A 19,399-nucleotide genomic window follows, 5' to 3' on the forward strand; every position below is an offset into this window, starting at 1 on the left:
ATCGGCGGGAAGGCGTCAGGCGAAGGTCGCCAGCAGCGCGTCGGTCAGGCCGGGCACCAGGTCGGGGCCGGTCAGCACCTCGCGGGCGACGTCCTTGGAGCGCAGCCGCAGCGCGATCTCCTTCTTGCCGCCGCGGAGCACCGCGGCGGTGATCCGCACCTCCTCGCGCTTGGGGTGGTTGGCCACCCACTCGGCGAGCTGGGCGTCGGAGGCGCCGCGCGGGCGGGACTGCTCGGCGCCCGGGGGCAGCATGAGGCGCTCGACGACCAGGGCGCAGCCGGCCACGGAGTCGGGCCAGGCGATGGTGCCGAGGAACTTGTCGAGCTCCATGCCGGCCGGCAGCTCGTCCTGCTCGATCGGGGTCAGGCCGGGCTCGTCGCCGTCGGCGAGGCCGAGCTGCTTGGCGATCTTCGGGTTGGCCTTGCGCAGGGCGGCGCTGTCCACCAGGGCGAACAGCCGGGCCGGGAGGTCCCAGCCGAGGGTGGAGGCGTACTCGTCGATCTCCAGCGCGGCCCGGGTCAGCGGGGTGGCGGCCGGGAGCTTGGAGACGTCGTCGGGGGAGTTGTTCAGATCAGACGCGTCGGACATGCCTCAATCCTCACACGCCGGGCGGGGCGCGCTCGCCGGAAGGCCGCCGGGGGCGGTCGGGGGGTCGTCGCGGGGGTCGTCGCGGGCTGTCGGGAGGGCCGGGGGAGCCGTGGCGGGGACGGCCGGCGGCGGGCGGCCGTCGTAACCGTCTGCTAACGGTGGGAACTCGGCCAAAGCCTGGTTAAGTTGCTCTGACGACCGACCCCATTCAGACGACACAGCCGAGGTGCCACCGTGGTCTTCCAGATGCCCGAACGCTCAGGGCCGGGTTTCCGGCGCAGGGTAGGCCCGCCCTCCCGGCGGGCGCGGGTGGCCCTGCTGACCCTGGGCGTGCTCGCGGTGCTCTTCCTGCTGTTCGTCATGTTCGCGGGCTTCTGGACGGACTGGCTGTGGTTCAGGTCGGTCCACTTCTCCTCGGTGTTCACCACCCAGCTGTGGACGAAGATCGGCCTGTTCGGGGTGTTCGGCCTGCTGATGGCGGTGATCGTCGGCTTCAACATCTGGCTGGCGCACCGGCTGCGGCCGCCGCTGTCGGCGATGTCGGTGGAGCAGCAGAGCCTGGACCGCTACCGGTCGGGCCTGGCGCCGTTCAAGCGCTGGGCGCTGATCGGGGTCTCGCTGGTGATCGGCCTGGTGGCCGGCGCCGCGGCCTCGGGCCAGTGGCGGACCTGGCTGATGTGGACGAACTCGACCTCCTTCGGTGAGAAGGACTCGCAGTTCGGCATGGACGTCTCGTTCTACGCCTTCGACCTGCCGTTCTACGAGTTCGTGCTGGGCTTCGCGTTCAGCGCGGTGATCGTCTCGCTGCTGACCTCGGCGCTGGTGCACTACCTGTACGGCGGGCTGCGGCTGCAGGGCCCGGGGCGCCGGGCGAGCGCGGGCGCGCAGGGGCACCTGGCGGTGCTGCTGGGCGTGTTCGTGCTGCTGAAGGCCGTCGCGTACTGGCTGGACCGGTACGCGCTGGCGGTGAAGACCGGCTCGTACAAGGGCGTCTCGGGCTGGACGGGTCTGCGCTACGTGGACGCCAACGCGTTCCTGCCGGCCAAGACCATCCTGTTCTTCGTCGCGATCATCTGCGCGGTGCTGTTCTTCCTGACCCCGATCCGCCGCACCTGGGCCCCGGCCCTGATCGGCCTGGGGCTGATGGTGCTGTCGGCGGTGCTGATCGGCGGGCTGTACCCGGCGATCGTGCAGCAGTTCCAGGTCAAGCCGAACGAGCAGGCCAAGGAGACGCCGTACATCCAGAAGAACATCGACGCCACCCGCCAGGCGTACGGGATCGCGGACGCGCAGACCACCCAGTACACCCCGCAGGGCACCACCAATGCCGACGCGCTCAAGCCGGACGCGCAGACCATCGCGGACATCCGGCTGCTGGACCCGAACGTCGTCTCGCCGGCGTTCCAGTCGCTGGAGCAGCAGCGCAACTACTACGCCTTCCCGAACACGCTGGACGTGGACCGCTACGGCACCGGGCAGGACAAGCAGGACAGCGTGATCGGCCTGCGCGAGCTCGACCTCAACGGCGTGCAGCGCAACTGGATCAACGACCACTTCAAGTACACCCACGGCTACGGCGCGGTGGTCGCCAAGGGCAACCAGGTCGACGACAAGGGCCAGCCGGTGTTCACCGAGTCGGGCCTGCCGGCCACCGGCACGCTGGGCGACTACCAGCAGCGGATCTACTACGGCGAGAAGACCACCACGTACTCGATCGTCGGCGGCGCCAACAAGGAGATCGACTACACCGATCCCAAGACCGGCCAGAACGCCGAGTACACCTACTCCGGCGGCAGCGGCGTCTCGCTGGACAACCCGCTGACCCGGGCCGCGTACGCGGTGCGCTTCACGGAGCCGCAGATCCTCTACGCGGGGGCCATCACCGACGGCGCCAAGGTCATCTACAACCGCACGCCGAAGGAGCGGGTGGAGAAGGTCGCGCCGTGGCTGTCGATCGACGCCGACCCGTACCCGGTGGTGCAGGACGGCCGCGTGGTCTGGGTGCTGGACGGCTACACCACCTCGGACGGCTTCCCGTTCTCCTCGAAGACGACGCTGGGCGCCGCCACCAAGGACTCGCTGACCAACCAGCGCGGTGAGCTGCTGACCGCCGCCAACCAGGTCAACTACATCCGCAACTCGGTCAAGGCCACGGTGGACGCCTACACCGGCGAGGTGAAGCTCTACCAGTGGGACGACAAGGACCCGGTCCTGAAGACCTGGATGAAGGCCTTCCCGGGCACCGTCGAGCCGAAGGCGGACATCCCGCAGACGCTGCTGCCGCACCTGCGCTACCCGCAGGACATGTTCAAGGTGCAGCGCGACCTGCTCGGCCAGTACCACGTCACCGACGCCAACTCCTTCTTCAACGGCAGTGACATCTGGCAGGTCCCGGTGGACCCGAGCAGCGACACCAAGCAGGTCCAGCCGCCGTACTACGTGACGGTGCGGATGCCGGACACGAACACCGCGAACTTCTCGCTCACCAGCACCTTCGTGCCCAACCAGCGGCCCAACCTGGCGGCCTTCATGGCCGTCAACGCGGACCCGGGGGACGACTACGGGAAGATCCGCATCCTGAAGATGACGGGCGAGAGCGGCGCCCCCGGCCCCGGCCTGGTGCAGTCGAAGTTCAACTCCCGCCAGGAGGTGGCCAACCAGATCTTCGCCCTGAAGAGCGGCGGGGACGCCGAGCTGGAGTACGGCAACCTGCTGACCCTGCCGGTCGGCGGCGGGCTGCTCAACATCGAGCCGGTGTACGTGCGCGGTCGCGGTGCCAAGTACCCGACGATGCAGAAGGTCCTGGCGGTGTACGGGGACGACAACGTGGCGTTCGAGGACACCCTGGAGGCCGCGCTGAAGAAGGTGTTCGGCGGGGCGCCCCCGTCGACCACCCCGATCGTGCCGTCCACGCCGGGCACCGGGACCGCTCCGACCACCACCCCGACGGCACCGGCGACGCCGGCGCCGGGCGGGACGATCTCGCCGGAGCTCCAGAAGGCGCTCTCGGACGCGGAGAAGGCGTACGGCGACAGCCAGACCGCGTTCAAGAACGGCGACTGGGTGGCCTACGGCAACGCCCAGAAGGCGCTCGGCGACGCCCTGAAGGCAGCGGAGGCGGCCCGCGGCGGCAGCCCGGCGCCGGCCCCGGCCGGCACTCCCGCCCCGGGTGCCACCGGCGGCGGATCGCCCAGCCCGCAGCCGTAGTCCGCGGAGGCGGCCGCTGAGCTGCGGTAACCGTTTTCCGTTCCACCCCGCGCCCGTGCTATGGTTTAACCACCGACGCGGGGTGGAGCAGCTCGGTAGCTCGCTGGGCTCATAACCCAGAGGTCGCAGGTTCAAATCCTGTCCCCGCTACAAAGGCCAGAGGCCCGGAGGATTCTTCCTCCGGGCCTCTGGTGTTTCCCGCGCCGCTCCCGGGCCGTTCTCGTCCGGAAGCGGCGGGAACCGCTCCGGTACTATCGACCGTCGCCAAGGAGGACGGCAACGGGGTTTGTGGGGTTGACGTGTCGGGAAATCGACAAAGCGCCGAAGCAATTTCGTCGGCTTCGGGTCGGCCCCGCCGGAATTCGGCCGGGGCAGGTGTACGCGGGTACTGGGTGATGCGACGATGGGACACATGGGGGACGGTGCGCGGCCGCTGACCGGCCGTCGGGTCCGGCGCCTCCCCTGGGAGTCCCCCCGGACGCACGCCGGGGCACGATGCCGCGACACTCTGGGGGAGCGGGAGTCGGCATGAGGCTGATCGGCAAGTCAGGCGCCAGGTCCTCGGCGGCCGCCGAGGCGGACACCGACGCCTGGGCGGAGAGCGCCGAGCGTACGGCCAACCACCCCGGAGCCCTGCCCGCCCAGCGCACCAGCGGACTGTCCGAGCGCCCCCCGACCCAGGGCTACGGGCCCGACAGCCTCGTCCACGTGTCGACCCGTCAGTTCGCCGCCGCCGTCGGCGCGTACGGGGAGCAGCCCGGCGGGGAGCCGGGCGCCGGCGCCGCGATCGACCCGGCCGGCCTCGACTCGACCAGCTTCGAGACCGCCCTCGCCGCCCGCGAGTCCGCCGCGCTGGAGGCCCGCCACCGGCAGGCCGACGGCGGCGGCGACCCGGACGCCGCCTGCCGGCTCGGCACCCTGCTGCTGCGCCGCGGCGAACTGGAGGACGCCGAGCCCTACCTGCGCGCCGCCGCGGCCGCCGGGGTGCGCGCCGCCGCCAACAACCTCGGCGTGCTGCTGCACCAGCAGGGCCACCGCGCCGAGGCCGGGCAGTGGTGGCGCCAGGCCGCCGTGGCCGGCAGCGCGCCGGCCGCGCACGCGCTCGGGCTGCAACTGCGCGACCAGGGCGAGGAGGAGGCCGCCGAGTACTGGCTGCACTACGCCGCCGACCACGGCCACCCGCTGGGCGCCTACGCCCTGGGCGACCTGATGGAGCACCGGCGGGACGTGCGCGCCGAGCGCTGGTTCAAGGTCTCCGCCGACGCCGGGCACCGGGAGGCCTCCTACCGGCTGGCCCGGATGCGCGAGGCCGCCGGGGACAAGGAGACCGCCGAGACCTGGTACCGCACCGCCGCCGCCCGCAGCCACGCCCGCGCCGCGCTGCGCCTGGGCGTGTTGTTGGAGGAGCGGGCCCGCGCCGACCGGTCGCTGCTGGACGAGGCGGCCCGCTGGTACCGGCAGGCCGCGCAGAACGGGGAGCCGCGCGCGGCCTGCGCGCTGGGCTTCCTGCTGCGCGACTCCGGGGACCTGGCGGCCGCCGCCGAGTGGTGGCAGGAGGCCGCCGAGGCCGGGGACGGCAACGCCGCCAACGCGCTGGGGGCGCTGCACGCGAGCCGCGGCGAGGCCGCCGCGGCCGAGCGCTGGTACCGGGCCGCGCTGGACGCGGGCGACCAGAACGGCGCCTTCAACCTCGGCCTGCTCTGCGCCGGCACCGGTCGCGAGCAGCAGGCCGAGCAGTGGTACCGCCGGGCCGCGTACGCCGGGCACCGGGAGGCCTGCAACGCGCTGGCCGTGGTGCTGCTGCAGCGCGGCGACGAGTCCGGTGCCCAGCCCTGGTTCTCCAAGGCGGCCGAGGCCGGCAGCGTGGACGGGGCGTTCAACCTCGGCGTGCTGCACGCCGGGCGCGGCGAGCAGCAGCAGGCCCAGGAATGGTACGCGCGGGCCGCGGCCGAGGGGCACGGCGAGGCGGCCCTGCAGCTCGCGGTCGTCCAGGAGCAGCGCGGCAACCTGGGCGGGGCGCTGGAGCGCTACCGGCAGGCGGCGGCCGGCGGTTCGGCCGAGGGCGCGTTCCGGCTGGCCTCGCTGCTGGACCGGCGCGGGGACGCGGACGCCGAGGCCGAGCACTGGTACGCGCTGGCGGCCGACGCCGGGCACCGCCGGGCGCAGGTGCGGATGGGTGTGCGGGCGGCCGAGCGCGGGGCGCTGGAGATCGCCGAGAGCTGGTACCGGCGGGCCGCCGAGGCGGGCAGCCGCAGTGCCGCGTTCAACCTGGGGCTGCTGCTGGCCCGGCAGGACAGCGAGGCCGAGGCGATGCTCTGGTACACCCGGGCCGCCGATGCCGGGCACGGCCGGGCGGCGCTGCGCCTGGCGCTGCTGGCGCTGCGCCGCGGGGAGCCGATGCAGGCGGAGAACTGGTGCCGGCGGGCGATCGACTCCGGGCCGGCCGAGGTGGCGGAGCGGGCCGGGCGGCTGCTGGGCGCGCTGAACGCGGAGTTGAGCGCGTAGCGGGGCAACCGGGCGGCTGGGGGCGGCGGTTCGGCAGGGGCGGCTGGGGGTAGCCGGGAGGCAGGGGGCAACCGGCGGGCTAGGGGCGGCAGTTCGGGCACAGGCCGCGGTAGGTGACCTCGGCGGCGGTGACGGTGAAGCCGAAGCGCTCGGCGGCGGGGAGGGCGGCGAGCGGGTCGCCCTGCGGCTGGACGTCGCGGATCGCGCCGCAGCCCGAGCAGATCAGGTGCTGGTGGGCGCGGTGGGCGTTGGGGTCGTAGCGCTTGGCGCGGCCGTCGGCGGCGACCTCCAGGACCTCGCCGAGGGCGACGAGTTCGCCGAGCGTGTTGTAGACGGTGGCGCGGCTGATCTCCGGCAGTCGGGTCGTCGCGCGGGCGTGCACCTCGTCCGCGGTGAGGTGGACGTGTTCGCCGTCCAGGACCTCGGCCACGACCCGGCGCTGCGAGGTCAGCCGCCAGCCTCTCGCGCGCAGTCTCTCCAGCAGGTCGCTCATGCCCTCCAGAGTAGGTCACCCTCCGAGATTGGTTCCAGTATTGACTTGGACAAAGTCCAAGTTAGGATCGTGTCATCACGACCGGATACCGCGGAGGCACTCCCATGACGACCCAGGACGAGCTGCGCCCGACCCTGACCACGGAGGCGGGTGCCCCCGTCGCCGACAACCAGAACACCGAGACGGCGGGCCCCGGGGGCCCGGCGCTCATCCAGGACCAGCTGCTGTTCGAGAAGCTCGCGCACTTCAACCGCGAGCGGATCCCGGAGCGCGTGGTGCACGCCCGCGGCGCCGGCGCGTACGGCACCTTCACCGTGACCGCGGACCTGACGCCCTGGACCCGGGCGGCGTTCCTCTCCGAGGTCGGCAAGCAGACCGAGACGTTCCTGCGCTTCTCCACGGTGGCGGGCAACCTCGGCGCGGCCGACGCGGTGCGCGACCCGCGCGGCTTCGCGCTGAAGTTCTACACCGAGGAGGGCAACTACGACCTCGTCGGCAACAACACCCCGGTGTTCTTCATCAAGGACGCCATCAAGTTCCCCGACTTCATCCACACCCAGAAGCGCGACCCGTACACCGGCTCGCAGGAGGCGGACAACGTCTGGGACTTCTGGGGCCTGTCGCCCGAGGCCACCCACCAGGTGACCTGGCTGTTCGGCGACCGCGGCATCCCGGCCTCGTACCGGCACATGAACGGCTACGGCTCGCACACCTACCAGTGGCAGAACGAGGCCGGCGAGCACTTCTGGGTCAAGTACCACTTCAAGACCGACCAGGGCATCCGCAACCTCACCCAGGCCGAGGCCAACACCCTCGCCGGCGAGGACCCGGACAGCCACCAGCGCGACCTGCGCGAGTCGATCGAGCGCGGCGAGTTCCCCAGCTGGACGGTGCAGGTCCAGATCATGCCGGCGGCCGACGCGGCGAACTACCGCTTCAACCCCTTCGACCTGACCAAGGTCTGGCCGCACGCCGACTACCCGCCGATCGAGATCGGGAAGCTGGAGCTCAACCGCAACCCCGACAACGTCTTCGCCGAGGTCGAGCAGTCGGTCTTCTCCCCGGCGCACTTCGTGCCCGGCATCGGCCCGTCCCCGGACAAGATGCTCCAGGGCCGCCTGTTCGCGTACGCCGACGCCCATCGCTACCGGGTCGGCATCAACGCCGACCACCTGCCGGTGAACCGTCCGCACGCCACCGAGGCCCGCACCAACAGCCGGGACGGCTACCTGTACGACGGCCGCCACGGCCGGCAGAAGAACTACGAGCCGAACAGCTTCGGCGGCCCGGTGCAGACCGGCCGTCCGCTGTGGGCCGCGACCGCCGTCGACGGCCTCACCGGCAACCACGTCGCGCCCTCGCACGCCGAGGACGACGACTTCGTGCAGGCCGGCGACCTCTACCGGCTGTTCTCCGAGGAGGAGAAGCAGCGCCTGGTCGCCAACCTGGCGGGCTTCATCGCCAAGGTCTCGGCCGACCGCGAGGACATCGTGGAGCGGGCGGTCGACAACTTCCGCAAGGCCGACGCCGACTTCGGGCAGCGGCTGGACGCGGCGGTCCGGGAGCTGCGCAAGCAGTAGCCCCGCGCACCCGGGCGAGAACGGCGGGCCCCGGTGACCTGCTCCCACAGGTCACCGGGGCCCGCGCACGCCTCGGCCCGAGGATCCGGCTCAGACGCCCAGCCGGCGCAGGGCCTCCTCGTGCAGCAGGCCGTTGGAGGCGACGGCGTCGGCGCCGCCGGGGCCGGGGACGCCGTCCAGACCGGTGAAGCGGCCGCCGGCCTCCTCGACGATGATGCAGTTGGCCGCCATGTCCCACAGCGACAGCTCGGGCTCGGCGGCGATGTCGACGGCGCCCTCGGCGACCATCATGTAGGACCAGAAGTCGCCGTAGGCGCGGGTGCGCCAGCAGGCGCGGGTGAGGTCCAGGAACGGGTCGAGGCGCCCGCGCTCCTCCCAGCCGGTGAGCGAGGAGTAGGAGAAGGAGGCGTCCTCGATCCGGGAGACGCCGGAGACGTGCAGCCGGGAGGCCTTGGCCAGGCTGCGGCCGCCGAACGCCCCGAGGCCCTTGGCCGCCCACCAGCGGCGCTGGAGCGCGGGGGCGGAGACCATGCCGACCACCGGGCGCTCGACGCCGTCCGGGCCGTCCTCCAGCAGGGCGATCAGGGTGGCCCAGACCGGGACGCCGCGGATGTAGTTCTTGGTGCCGTCGATCGGGTCGATCACCCAGCGGCGCGGGCCCGAGCCCTGGAGGCCGAACTCCTCGCCGAGGACGGCGTCGCGCGGGCGGGCGCGCTGGAGCACGCTCCGCACCAGCTCCTCGGCGGCCTTGTCGGCGTCGCTCACCGGGGTGAGGTCGGGCTTGGTCTCGACCTTCAGGTCGAGGGCGCGGAAGCGCTCCAGGGTGACCGAGTCGGCCGAGTCGGCGAGGACATGGGCGAGTCGGAGGTCGTCGTGGTAATCGGCCATGCCCGAAACCCTAGCCGCTCAGTGGGCCGTGCCGCTGAGCTGGAGGCCGATGACGCCGGCGATCACCAGCGAGATCGAGACCAGCTTGAGGACCGAACTGGTCTCGTCCAGGAAGACCATGCCGTAGATCGCGGTGCCCGCCGCGCCGATGCCCGTCCACACCGCGTAGGCGGGGCCGACCGGCAGGGTCTTCAGCGAGAGGGTGAGCAGGCCGAAGCTGCCGAGGGCGAACACGCAGAAGCTGATGGTGGGCCAGAGCCTGGTGAAACCCTCGCTGAGCTTGAGGTTGATCGCGAAGCCGGTCTCCAGCAGGCCGGCCAGGACCACCAGGGCCCATGCCATCGCGTGCCCTCCCTGTCGATCGGGGGCCGGACCGGGTACGGTCCGACCTTCCTATGATCGCCAGGTGAGCCCGCTCCGACACCTCGAACGGGCCACCGGCCCCGAACCCGGGGACGGGCCCGGTCCGGCCGGGCTCAGTCGAGCTCGCCCTCCTTGCTGGCCAGCAGCCGGCGCAGCGAGTAGAGCCGGGCGGCCTCGGCGTGGCCCTCGGCGACCCAGGCGTCCAGCGCGCAGTCCGGCTCGTCGTGGCTGCACGCGCGCGGGCAGTCGACGGTGCCGGGCTCCAGGTCGGGGAAGGCGAGGATGACCCGGGACGGGTCGATGTGCGAGAGGCCGAAGGAGCGGAAGCCGGGCGTGTCGATCACCCAGCCGGGGTTCAGCGCCTTCTTCGAGCCCGGCTTGGCGCCGGGCGGCGGGGGCAGCCGCAGCGCCAGGGCGGAGACGGTGGTGTGCCGGCCGCGGCCGGTCACCGCGTTGACGCGCCCGGTCTGCCGCTGGCGGTCCGGGACGAGCGCGTTGACCAGGGTGGTCTTGCCGACGCCCGAATGGCCGATGAACACCGTGGACAGCCCGCGCAGGTGCTCGCGGACGGCCTCGGCGCCGGTGGTCTCCAGCTCGTCGCGGCGGGTGACCACGTACGTGATGCCCAGCGGGGCGTACGAGTCCAGCAGCGTCGAGGCCGGCGCGAGGTCGGACTTGGTGAGCACCAGCAGCGGCTCCATGCCCGCGTCGTAGGCCGCCACCAGGCAGCGGTCGATCAGCCGGGGGCGCGGCTCCGGGTCGGCCAGGGCGGTGACGATCGCCAGCTGCTGGGCGTTGGCGACCACGATCCGCTCGTACGGGTCGTCGTCGTCCGCCGTGCGCCGCAGCACCGAGCCGCGCTCCTCGACCCGGACGATCCGGGCCAGGGTGTCGGCGTCCCCGGAGAGGTCCCCGACCAGATTGACCATGTCGCCGACGACGACGCCCTTGCGGCCCAGCTCGCGGGCCTTCATGGCGACGACCTCGCGCTCCTGCTTCGTCCCCGGGTCGACCAGGCAGGTGACCCGGCCGCGGTCGACGGTCAACACCATCGCCTCGGCGGCGTCCTCGTGCTTGGGCCGGATCCGGGTCCGCGGCCGGGACCCCCGGCGCGCGGGGCGGTTGCGGATGTCGTCCTCGTCGGCGTCCTTGCCGTAGCGGCGCATGTGCTCAGTCTCCGCTCAGACGCCCGCCGCCGCTTCCGCCGCTTCGCCGAGCAGTTCGGCCCACATCCCCGGGAAGTCGGGCAGGGTCTTGGCGGTGGTGGCCACGTTCTCGACCTCCACGCCGGGGACGGCGAGGCCGAGGACGGCGGCGGCGGTGGCGAGGCGGTGGTCCTCGTAGGTGTGGAAGACGCCCCCGTGCAGCGGGCGCGGGCGGATCCGCAGACCGTCCTCGGTCTCCGTGACGTCGCCGCCCAGGTCGTTGATCTCCTTGGCGAGCGCGGCGAGCCGGTCCGTCTCGTGCAGGCGCAGGTGCGCGATGCCGTACAGGTGGGACTCGGAGTCGGCGAGCGCGGCGACGGCGGCGATCACCGGGGTGAGCTCGCCGACGTCGTGCAGGTCGGCCTCGATGCCGTGGATCCGGCCGGTGCCGGTGAACTGCAGGCCCTCGTCGGTGAACTCGCAGGCGCCACCCATCCGGGTGTAGATCTCGCGCAGCTGGTCACCGGGCTGGGAGGTGTGCTTGGGCCAGTCCCGCACGGTGACCCGGCCACCGGTGACCAGCGCTGCGCCGAAGAACGGCGCGGCGTTGGAGAGGTCCGGCTCGACCACCAGGTCGCGGCCGATCACGGCGCCCGGGGTGACCCGCCAGACGTCCTTCTCGCCGCCGTCCTCGGGGGCGTCGACCTGGGCGCCGGCCAGCCGCAGCATCTCCACGGTCATCCGGATGTGCGGCAGCGACGGGACCGGGCCGCCGACGTGGCGGACCTCGATGCCGTGGTTGTACCGGGCGCCGGAGAGCAGCAGGGCGGAGACGAACTGGGACGAGGAGGAGGCGTCCAGCTCGACCGGGCCGCCGTCCAGCGAGCCGGTGCCGTGCACCGTCAGCGGGAAGGCGCCGCGGCCGCCGTCCTCGATCCGGGCGCCGAGCGCGCGCAGGGCGTTGATCACGCCGTGCTGGGGGCGCTCGTAGCAGCGCGGGTCGCCGTCGAAGTGCACCGGGCCGTCGGCCAGGACGGCCAGCGGGGGCAGGAAGCGCATCACGGTGCCGGCGTTGCCGACGTCGACCGAGGCGGGGCCGAGCAGCGCGGGGGCGGGGATGACCCGCCAGGCCTCGCCGCCGCCGGTGCCGCCGGAGTCGTTGTTGACCTTCTCCTCGATGGTGACCCCGAGGGCGCGCAGGCCGTCGGCCATCAGCTGGGAGTCGCGGCTGCGCAGCGGGCGCCGCACCCAGCCCGGCCCGTCGGCGAGGGCCGCCAGCACCAGGGCCCGGTTGGTGACCGACTTGGAGCCGGGGATGGTGACGGTGGCGTCGACGGGGCTGGTCGCGACGGGGGCGGGCCACAGGGTCTCGGTCATGGGGCAAGTCTAGGGGCCGTACGGGAACGTTCTCGGCGCGCGGCCGGGCGGCGGGAGGCCCGGTGGGCTCACTGCAGGGGCTGGAGCAGCCAGGCGGCGCCGAGGGCGAGGCAGGCGAGGGCGACGAGCAGGAAGACGGTGACCCAGGCGAGGGCGGGGACGTGGGTGAGCCGGGCGAGCTGGTCGGCGTCGGAGTCGCGGGCCCAGCCGATCCGGCGCTGGTGCTGGAGCTCCAGGACCGGGCGGACGGCGCCGAGGAGCAGGAACCAGCAGCCGAGGTAGGCGAAGCCGGCCTGGACCTCGGCGCTGCCGAACCAGGAGACCAGGAAGAAGGCGCCGCCGGCGACCAGCACGGTGAGGAAGCCGAAGGCGTTGCGGATGCGCAGGAGCAGGGCGAGCAGCAGCACGATCGCCAGCCAGAGCAGCAGGGTGATCCGGTCGGCGGCGAGCAGGGCGGCGCAGCCGAGGCCGAGCAGGGCGGGGGCGGTGTAGCCGGCGGCGGCGGTGAGGACCATGCCGGGGCCGGTGGGGCGGCCGTAGGAGAGGGTGAGTCCGGAGGTGTCCGAGTGCAGCCGGATGCCGGCCAGTTTGCGGCCGGTGACCAGGGCGATCAGGCCGTGGCCGCCTTCGTGGGCGATGGTCACGGCGTTGCGGGCGACGTGCCAGAGCGGGCGGGCCAGGACGGTGAGCAGGGCGGCGGCGCCGGTGGCCAGGACCAGCCAGCCGGGCGGGGCGGCCTGGGTGCCGGTCACCTGGTTCCACAGGTCGCCGAGGGTCTGGTCGTTCGCGTTCATCGGGGTCTCTCCGCCTCCGTCCGTCGTACCGGGCCGCCGTGTGGGCCGTTCGGGGCAGCCTCCCATGCGGGGACGGGCGGGAGGCAGGGGGTGGTTCTGGTCCGTGGATGAACAGGTCCTGAGGAGCGGCGGCATGGCAAGCTGGCCCGCATGTGCGGTCGGTTCGCAGCGAGCAGCAAGCCCGGGGACGTCGTCGAGCTGTTCGGCGTCGAGCACTGGGACCCCGAGGAGACCCTGGACCCGAACTGGAACGTCGCGCCGACCAACAGCGCGTTCGTGGTGCTGGAGCGGCTGGGCCGGGAGCGGCCGCGGCCGGTGCGCCAGCTGCGGGTGCTGCGCTGGGGGCTGGTGCCGCAGTGGTCGAACTCCGCCGAGACGGCGGTGAAGATGATCAACGCCCGGTCGGACACGGTGCACGAGAAGCCCTCGTACCGGCAGGCCTTCGCCGCCCGCCGGTGCATCCTGCCGGTGGACGGCTACTACGAGTGGCAGACGGTTCCGGGGGAGCGCGGCAAGGCCCGCAAGAAGCCGTACTTCGTGTCCCGGGCGGACGGTGCCCCGTTGGCGCTGGCCGGGCTGTACGAGTTCTGGCGCAACCGGGCGGTGCCGCCGGGGCACCCGGAGGCCTGGCTGGTGACGTTCACGATCGTCACCACGGACGCCGAGGAGCTGCTGGCGCCGATCCACGAGCGGATGCCGCTGTTCCTGGACCGGGGGGACTGGGACGAGTGGCTGGACCCGCGGCTGACCGACCCGGACGGGCTGCGCCGGCTGCTGATACCCCCGCCGCCGGGCGCGCTGGTGGCCACCCCGGTGTCGCCGGCGGTCGGCAGCATCCGCAACAACGGCCCGGAGCTCAAGGAGCCGTGGGCCGAGCCCGAGTACGAGACCACCCTGTTCTGAGCCGCCTGTTCCGACCTTTTGCGAACGTTCCGGGAGACGTCGAGATGAGCACCACCGAACCGGTCCGCACCGAAGCGGTCCCCACCGGGGCCGGGGAGGCCCGGATCAGCTACCACCGGGCCGCGAAGCCGGTGGCCGTCTTGGCCCTCGGCCACGGCGCGGGCGGCGGGATCGAGGCCAGGGACCTGGTGGCGCTGGCCGCGAAGCTGCCGGCCCGGGGGATCACCGTGGCGCTGGTCGAGCAGCCCTGGCGGGTGGCGGGCCGGAGGCTGGGCCCGGCGCCGAAGACGCTGGACGTGGGCTGGCGGCCGGTGGCCGAGCGGCTGGCCGGGCAGGGGCTGCCGCTGGTGGTCGGCGGGCGCAGCGCGGGGGCGCGGGTGGCCTGCCGGACGGGCGCGGCGACCGGGGCGGTCGGGGTGGTGGCGCTGGCGTTCCCGCTGCACCCGCCGGGCCGGCCGGAGAAGAGCCGGGCGGAGGAGCTGCTGGGGTCCGGGCTGCCGACGCTGGTGGTGCAGAGCGCGGCGGACCCGTTCGGCGGGCCGGTGGAGTTCCCGGAGCTGCCGCAGGGGCACGAGCTGGTGGCGGTGCCGTACGGCAGCCACGGCTTCGAGGTGCCCAAGCGGGCGCCGGTGGGGCAGGACGAGGTGCTGGACCTGATCTGCTCGGCGGTGGGGGACTGGGTGCTGCGGCTGGTGTGAGGCCGTGGGGCGGTCCGGCTCCGGCTCCGGCTTCGGGGCCGTGAGCAGGGAGTTTCCATTCGCTCACTCGTGCGAGTGAATGGCGCCCGGGGACGGGAATGCGGGCGGGGCGCGTGTGGTTGTCGTCTCCGTCAGCAGGAGTCACCGGTGAGAGGCAGGGCAGATGGGTTCGATCGCGTGCCCCGAACGGCCTGAGGAGCGCGAGGCCACCGCGGCGTTCGCCCCCTCCTGGTCGGACTGGATCGACGCGGGCGAGAAGCCCGTCAGCCCGATATCCTCCATTTCTGGGCGGCCCGCCGTGGGCCGTGCCCGTCATGCCGAGGAGGTGGGTCCGGTCGTCGGGACCGAGCACGAGGCCGATCCGGGCCGTGGCCCGGGCGACGCCCTGCCCGCGGGCGAGGCGCTCACCGGTGAGGAGCTGGCCGAGGCGATCGGTGAGGACACCTACCGGGTGTCGGCGGAGGAGAGCGAGGAGGCCCGGCGGGAGCGCTTCGAGCGCGACGCCCTGGGCTACCTGGATCCGATGTACTCGGCGGCGCTGCGCATGACGCGCAACCCGGCCGACGCGGAGGACCTGCTCCAGGAGGCGTTCGCCAAGGCGTACGCGTCCTTCCACCAGTTCCGTGAGGGGACGAACCTCAAGGCCTGGCTGTACCGCATCCTCACCAACACGTTCATCAACTCGTACCGCAAGAAGCAGCGGGAGCCCCAGCGCACCGCGGCGGAGGAGATCGAGGACTGGCAGCTGGCCCGGGCCGAGTCGCACATGTCGACCGGTCTGCGCTCGGCCGAGACCCAGGCGCTCGACCACCTCCCCGACAGCGATGTGAAGGACGCGCTCCAGGCCATCCCGGAGGAATTCCGGATCGCCGTCTATCTCGCGGACGTAGAAGGCTTTGCGTACAAGGAGATCGCGGACATCATGGGTACTCCCATCGGTACGGTGATGTCCCGGCTGCACCGCGGCCGCCGTCAGCTGCGCGGCATGCTGGAGGATTACGCCCGTGAGCGCGGGCTCGTCCCGGCCGGCAGCGGGGCAGGGCAGGAAGCGAAGGGCTCGGGCTCATGAGCTGCGGCGATCCGCACGAAACCGAGTGTGGCGAGGTCCTCGACCACCTCTATGAATTCCTCGACAACGAGATGGCCGAGGGTGACTGCGCCAAGTTGCGGGTGCACTTCGAGGAGTGCTCACCCTGCCTGAAGCAGTACGGGCTGGAGCAGGCGATCAAGGCGTTGATCAAGCGTTCCTGCGGGTGCGACGACACCCCGACCGACCTGCGCAGCAAGGTGCTGGCCAGGATCGACTCGATCCGGGCCGGGCAGCGCTCGGGCGAGCAGGTGGTGGTCGCCGTGGAGACCACCGTCGAGCTGCACGTCGAGTCGGCCCGGCCGGCGCCCAGGCCGGGCGGGGCGGGCGAGACGGAGACGGCCGGGCGCTCGGGCGCTCCGGTCGAGGCCGGCGCCCCCGCGGAGTGACGACCCGTCGGGCGAACGCCCGTACGGCGGCCGACTCCTTGGTCGACCGCCGGGGGCGGTAGCCCCGCGGCCCGCCGGCGAGGGCGGGCCGGACGGTTCGGGCACGTCCGGGCGGGTGTCGGGCGGGTTCAGGGCAAGGGCAACAGCGGCCCCGGGAGTACACACTCCCGGGGCCGCTCCCGTTCTGCTCGCATGCGCCGTCACTCGTTCGAGTGAGCTGGCGGTGCGCCAACTGCGCCATTGCGCCATCATGCGTCCCCATGTCCGGAGGGCGGCCTATTCTCCTGACGGACACTCACCGTCGGTCCGCCCGACGCGCTGAGGCAACACGGGGTCCGTACGGCGGGGAGGTCGAGATCGCTACCGACTGTGGAGGCTCGACCCTGCCGCGAGGGGCGGCGCGCTACCTGGTGGTGGTGCCGGTGGCGGCGCTGTGCTGCCTGGTGCCGCTGCTGCCCGCCGCGGCCGCCCCCGGGGGGCCGCACTGGCTCGGCGCGCCGGTGGACTGGCCCAAGGTCGCGCTCCTGGCCTTCCTGCACGGCTGCTGGGAGTCCCTGGCCCAGGGCCTGCCCACGCCCTGCCTGGTGCTGGTGCGCCGGCTGCTGCGCCGGCCGGCGCTGCCCGAGCGGACGCCCGCCCGGCCCGGGGTGAACACCTTCTTCCCGGTGCTGTTCGCCGGGGTGCTGATGCTCCCGCCGGCCGCCGCCGCCCTGGTCGCCGCCCCGGCCGCGCTGCTCGGCGGGCCGAGCGGGCGCGGCTGCCGCCCGCGCCAGCTGTTCAACGGCTCCCAGCTCGCGCTGTGCGCCTTCGCCTCCTCCGTCGCCTTCCACCTGCTGCACGGCCCGCAGCTGCTGCTCGGCTCCCGCTTCCCGGCCGCACTGCTGCCCGGATTCGCCGCCGTCGCGGTGTTCTGCCTGGTCAACGGGGTGGTGGTGGGCGTCATGCTGATGCTCAGCGAGGGCCGCCGGCCCGGGGTGCTGCTGAGCGGGGCGCACGCGTCCTGCGGGCTGCCGGTGCTGGTGCACGCGGCCGGCGGGCTGATGGTCGCGGTGCTCTGGCAGGGCCCGTACGGCGCGTTCGCGGCGCTGCTCGCGCTGCTGCCGCTGTCCATCTCGGCCTGGGTGTTCGCCCAGGGCCAGCGCGAGAGGGACGCCCACCAGGCCACCGTGCAGTCGCTGGTGCAGGCCGTGGAGATCAAGGACTCCTACACCCGGGGCCACAGCGAACGGGTCGGCCGGGCCTCGGTGCTGATCGCCACTCAGCTCGGCATGGAGGCCGAGCGGCTGCGCACCCTGCGCTTCGCGGGCATCCTGCACGACGTCGGCAAGCTCGGCGTGGCCACCGAGCTGCTGCGCAGAAACGGTCCCCTGACCGAGGCCGAGCGCCGGGCGGTGGAGATCCACCCGGTGTACGGGTACGAGCTGGTGCGCGGGATCGACTTCCTCGGCGAGGCGCACGCCGGGATCCTGCACCACCACGAGCGGCTGGACGGCCGGGGCTACCCGAGCGGGCTGGCCGGCGAGCAGATCCCCGAGTTCGCCCGGATCATCTCGGTCGCCGACGCCTTCGACTCGATGACCTCCACCCGCTCCTACCGGCGCGGCCGCCCGGTCGGCGAGGCGGTCGCGGAGCTGGAGCGCTGCTCGGGCAGCCAGTTCGACCCGGTGATGGTGCGGGCGCTGATCGACGCGCTGGCCGGGTACGACTGGCAGCCGGTGGTGCACTCCGAGGACTCCATCGAGGCGGTGCCGGACATCCCGCTCGGGGTGCCCGAGCCGGTCCGGGCCGCCCCGGGCCAGGCCGTCCCGGGCCGGGTGCCGCCCCAGGGCGGCGGGACCGTCCCCGCGGCCGGGCAGCCGTGAGGGCCCCCGGGCGGGCGGCTGCCGGGCGGGCGGCCTCCGGTGGCGCGGCTTCCGGTGGTGCCGGTGCCGCCGCCGGGCGGGAGCTGTTCGGGCCCGGGGTGTCCGGGCCCCGGGCACTGCGGCGCGTGGTCCTCGGCCGCGCGCCCTGCGGGCGCACCGCGCGCGCGGTGCACGCGGCGGCCGCCGCGCTGCTGGCGCTCGCGCTGGGCGCCGTCGCGCTGCGCGGGGTCGCGGAGCCGCGGGTCGCGCTGGCGTTCACCGTGCTGATCGCGCTCGGCGAATGCGTCCGCATCACCCTTCCGGGGGATCGGGAGCAGGCGCCGATCGGCGCGGCCGGTGCGCTGGCGTACGCCCTGCTCGGGCCGCTGCGCGGGGTGCCGACCGCGCACGGGACGCTCCAGGTGGTCGCGGTGACCGGGGCCGGCCTGCTGCTGGGCCGGCTGGCCGGCCTCGTCCTGCCGGACCGGGCCCTGCCGGACGGCCCCGGGCGCCCGCACCGCCGTCCGCCCTGGGCCGACCCGGCCCGCCGCGACGGCGCCGCCCGCCGGGTGCTCGCCGTCGGCTTCGCGGGCGCCGTCTTCCAGCCGCTCTACAACGGCGGCATGGTCGACCGCTTCTCGCCCGAGGGCCCGGCGTACGGGGTGTTCCTGACCGCCGTCGCCGCGCTGGCCGCGCTCTGCGACGCGACCCTGGCGGCGCTGCTGCGCCGCTCCGGCGGCGGGCTGCGGTTCCCGGCGGCGCTGGAGGACGAGCTGCGCTCGCTGTTCGGCATCGGCTCGGCGATCGTCGCCACCGGGATGCTGGTCAGCCTCGCGGCCGGCGAGGTCGGGCTGTGGGCGCTGCCGCTGTTCTGCACCCCGCTGCTGCTCGCCCAGGTGTCCTTCCGGCGCGCCGCCGCCGTGCGGGCCACCACCGGGCAGACCATCGCCAGCCTCGCCCGGGCCACCGAGGTGGCCGGGTACACCCCGCACGGGCACGCGCGCCGGGTCGCGGACACGGCGTGCGCGCTGGGCCGCGAGCTGGGTCTGGGCACCCGCGAGCTCGCCCTGCTGGAGTACGCCGCGCTGATGCACGACGTCGGCCAGCTGTCCCTGGTCGAACCGGTGCCGGACGGCGCCACCGCGCTGCTGCCCGAGGCCGAGCAGCAGCGGATCGCCCGCCTCGGCAGCGAGGTGATCAGCCGCACCGGGGTGCCCCGGCAGGTCGCCGAGCAGGTCGCCCGGCTGGCCGACCCGTGCACCGGGCCCGCCTCGGGCGACGGCCCGGTGCCGCTCGCCTCCCGGATCATCCGGGTCGCCAACGCCCACGACGACCTGCTCACGGCGGCCCGCGGCCGGGGCGTCGGCGAGGCCGTCGGGCGGCTGGAGGCGCTGGAGGCCCTGCGGCTGGGCCGGGGCCGGGTCTACGACGCCCGCGTGGTGGACGCCCTGGCCAGGGTGGGCGGCTAGGGCCTGTCTTCAAACTCGCGTCTGCGGGGCGACGCCGGGGCACGCACCTCGCCGCGTTGTCGTCGGTCGCCA

General features: G+C 73.7%; 16 protein-coding genes and 1 tRNA gene. 10 read left to right on the forward strand and 7 right to left on the reverse strand.

Translation table 11 applies throughout. From position 1 onward, the window contains the following. Positions 1-15: 15 nt before the first annotated feature. A complete protein-coding gene (locus tag ACLWS4_RS26190; RefSeq protein ID WP_049655907.1) occupies positions 16-588 on the reverse strand; it encodes a PPA1309 family protein in 573 nt (190 codons plus the stop codon). Positions 589-834: 246 nt separating this feature from the next. Between ACLWS4_RS26190 and ACLWS4_RS26195 the strand changes: the two genes are divergently transcribed. From ACLWS4_RS26195 to ACLWS4_RS26205, 3 genes are all read left to right on the forward strand, one after another. Then, the gene (locus ACLWS4_RS26195; RefSeq protein ID WP_074001563.1) at positions 835-3,795 is read left to right on the forward strand and encodes a UPF0182 family protein; all 2,961 of its coding nucleotides are present in this window, start codon (positions 835-837) and stop codon (positions 3,793-3,795) included. A 76-nt stretch (positions 3,796-3,871) separates the two neighbouring features. Continuing rightward, positions 3,872-3,945: transfer RNA gene (locus tag ACLWS4_RS26200), tRNA-Met, on the forward strand. Positions 3,946-4,323: 378 nt separating this feature from the next. Beyond that, on the forward strand, positions 4,324-6,300 hold the full coding sequence (locus ACLWS4_RS26205) for a tetratricopeptide repeat protein (RefSeq protein WP_416875344.1): 1,977 nt from the start codon (positions 4,324-4,326) through the stop codon (positions 6,298-6,300). 79 nt (positions 6,301-6,379) lie between these two features. Here ACLWS4_RS26205 and ACLWS4_RS26210 read toward each other — a convergent pair whose 3' ends face one another. After that, entirely contained in the window at positions 6,380-6,793 is a 414-nt protein-coding gene (locus ACLWS4_RS26210; protein WP_049655052.1) for a Fur family transcriptional regulator, read from the reverse strand. A gap of 104 nt (positions 6,794-6,897) precedes the next feature. Here ACLWS4_RS26210 and ACLWS4_RS26215 point away from each other — a divergent pair, with 104 nt between their 5' ends. Continuing rightward, positions 6,898-8,373 (forward strand): catalase, encoded by a 1,476-nt coding sequence (locus ACLWS4_RS26215; protein ID WP_074001396.1) that lies wholly within the window; start codon positions 6,898-6,900, stop codon positions 8,371-8,373. Between the two features lie 90 nt (positions 8,374-8,463). Here ACLWS4_RS26215 and hisN read toward each other — a convergent pair whose 3' ends face one another. The 5 genes from hisN to ACLWS4_RS26240 all read right to left on the reverse strand — a co-directional run bounded on the left by hisN (position 8,464) and on the right by ACLWS4_RS26240 (position 12,940). Further along, positions 8,464-9,261 carry a histidinol-phosphatase gene (gene hisN, locus ACLWS4_RS26220; RefSeq protein WP_049655055.1) on the reverse strand — a complete coding sequence of 266 codons (798 nt, stop codon included), beginning with the start codon at positions 9,259-9,261 and terminating at the stop codon, positions 8,464-8,466. Positions 9,262-9,279: 18 nt separating this feature from the next. Further along, positions 9,280-9,603 (reverse strand): DMT family transporter, encoded by a 324-nt coding sequence (locus ACLWS4_RS26225; RefSeq protein ID WP_074001397.1) that lies wholly within the window; start codon positions 9,601-9,603, stop codon positions 9,280-9,282. A 134-nt stretch (positions 9,604-9,737) separates the two neighbouring features. Further along, complete coding sequence (gene rsgA / locus ACLWS4_RS26230) at positions 9,738-10,790, reverse strand: ribosome small subunit-dependent GTPase A (RefSeq protein ID WP_049655059.1); 1,053 nt, start codon at positions 10,788-10,790, stop codon at positions 9,738-9,740. Between the two features lie 15 nt (positions 10,791-10,805). Further along, positions 10,806-12,146: a 3-phosphoshikimate 1-carboxyvinyltransferase gene (gene aroA / locus ACLWS4_RS26235; RefSeq protein ID WP_416875345.1), complete on the reverse strand. Its 1,341-nt coding sequence runs from the start codon at positions 12,144-12,146 to the stop codon at positions 10,806-10,808. 68 nt (positions 12,147-12,214) lie between these two features. Further along, positions 12,215-12,940, reverse strand: coding sequence for a M50 family metallopeptidase (locus tag ACLWS4_RS26240; RefSeq protein WP_074001398.1), 726 nt, complete (start codon positions 12,938-12,940; stop codon positions 12,215-12,217). Positions 12,941-13,090: 150 nt separating this feature from the next. Between ACLWS4_RS26240 and ACLWS4_RS26245 the strand changes: the two genes are divergently transcribed. From ACLWS4_RS26245 to ACLWS4_RS26270, 6 genes are all read left to right on the forward strand, one after another. Continuing rightward, positions 13,091-13,843, forward strand: coding sequence for an SOS response-associated peptidase (locus ACLWS4_RS26245; RefSeq protein WP_380778638.1), 753 nt, complete (start codon positions 13,091-13,093; stop codon positions 13,841-13,843). A gap of 44 nt (positions 13,844-13,887) precedes the next feature. Next, the gene (locus tag ACLWS4_RS26250) at positions 13,888-14,541 is read left to right on the forward strand and encodes an alpha/beta family hydrolase (RefSeq protein ID WP_416875346.1); all 654 of its coding nucleotides are present in this window, start codon (positions 13,888-13,890) and stop codon (positions 14,539-14,541) included. 163 nt (positions 14,542-14,704) lie between these two features. Beyond that, positions 14,705-15,610 (forward strand): sigma-70 family RNA polymerase sigma factor, encoded by a 906-nt coding sequence (locus ACLWS4_RS26255; RefSeq protein WP_074001401.1) that lies wholly within the window; start codon positions 14,705-14,707, stop codon positions 15,608-15,610. Further along, on the forward strand, positions 15,607-16,017 hold the full coding sequence (rsrA, locus tag ACLWS4_RS26260) for a mycothiol system anti-sigma-R factor (protein ID WP_375874113.1): 411 nt from the start codon (positions 15,607-15,609) through the stop codon (positions 16,015-16,017). Before ACLWS4_RS26255 ends, rsrA begins: the two co-directional genes overlap by 4 nt. A 410-nt stretch (positions 16,018-16,427) precedes the next feature. Then, positions 16,428-17,879 carry an HD-GYP domain-containing protein gene (locus ACLWS4_RS26265; RefSeq protein WP_416875347.1) on the forward strand — a complete coding sequence of 484 codons (1,452 nt, stop codon included), beginning with the start codon at positions 16,428-16,430 and terminating at the stop codon, positions 17,877-17,879. A gap of 125 nt (positions 17,880-18,004) precedes the next feature. Continuing rightward, entirely contained in the window at positions 18,005-19,327 is a 1,323-nt protein-coding gene (locus tag ACLWS4_RS26270; protein ID WP_117491946.1) for an HD-GYP domain-containing protein, read from the forward strand. Positions 19,328-19,399: the final 72 nt, after the last annotated feature.

The organism is Kitasatospora sp. SC0581 (assembly GCF_048159585.1).
Lineage (GTDB): Bacteria > Actinomycetota > Actinomycetes > Streptomycetales > Streptomycetaceae > Kitasatospora.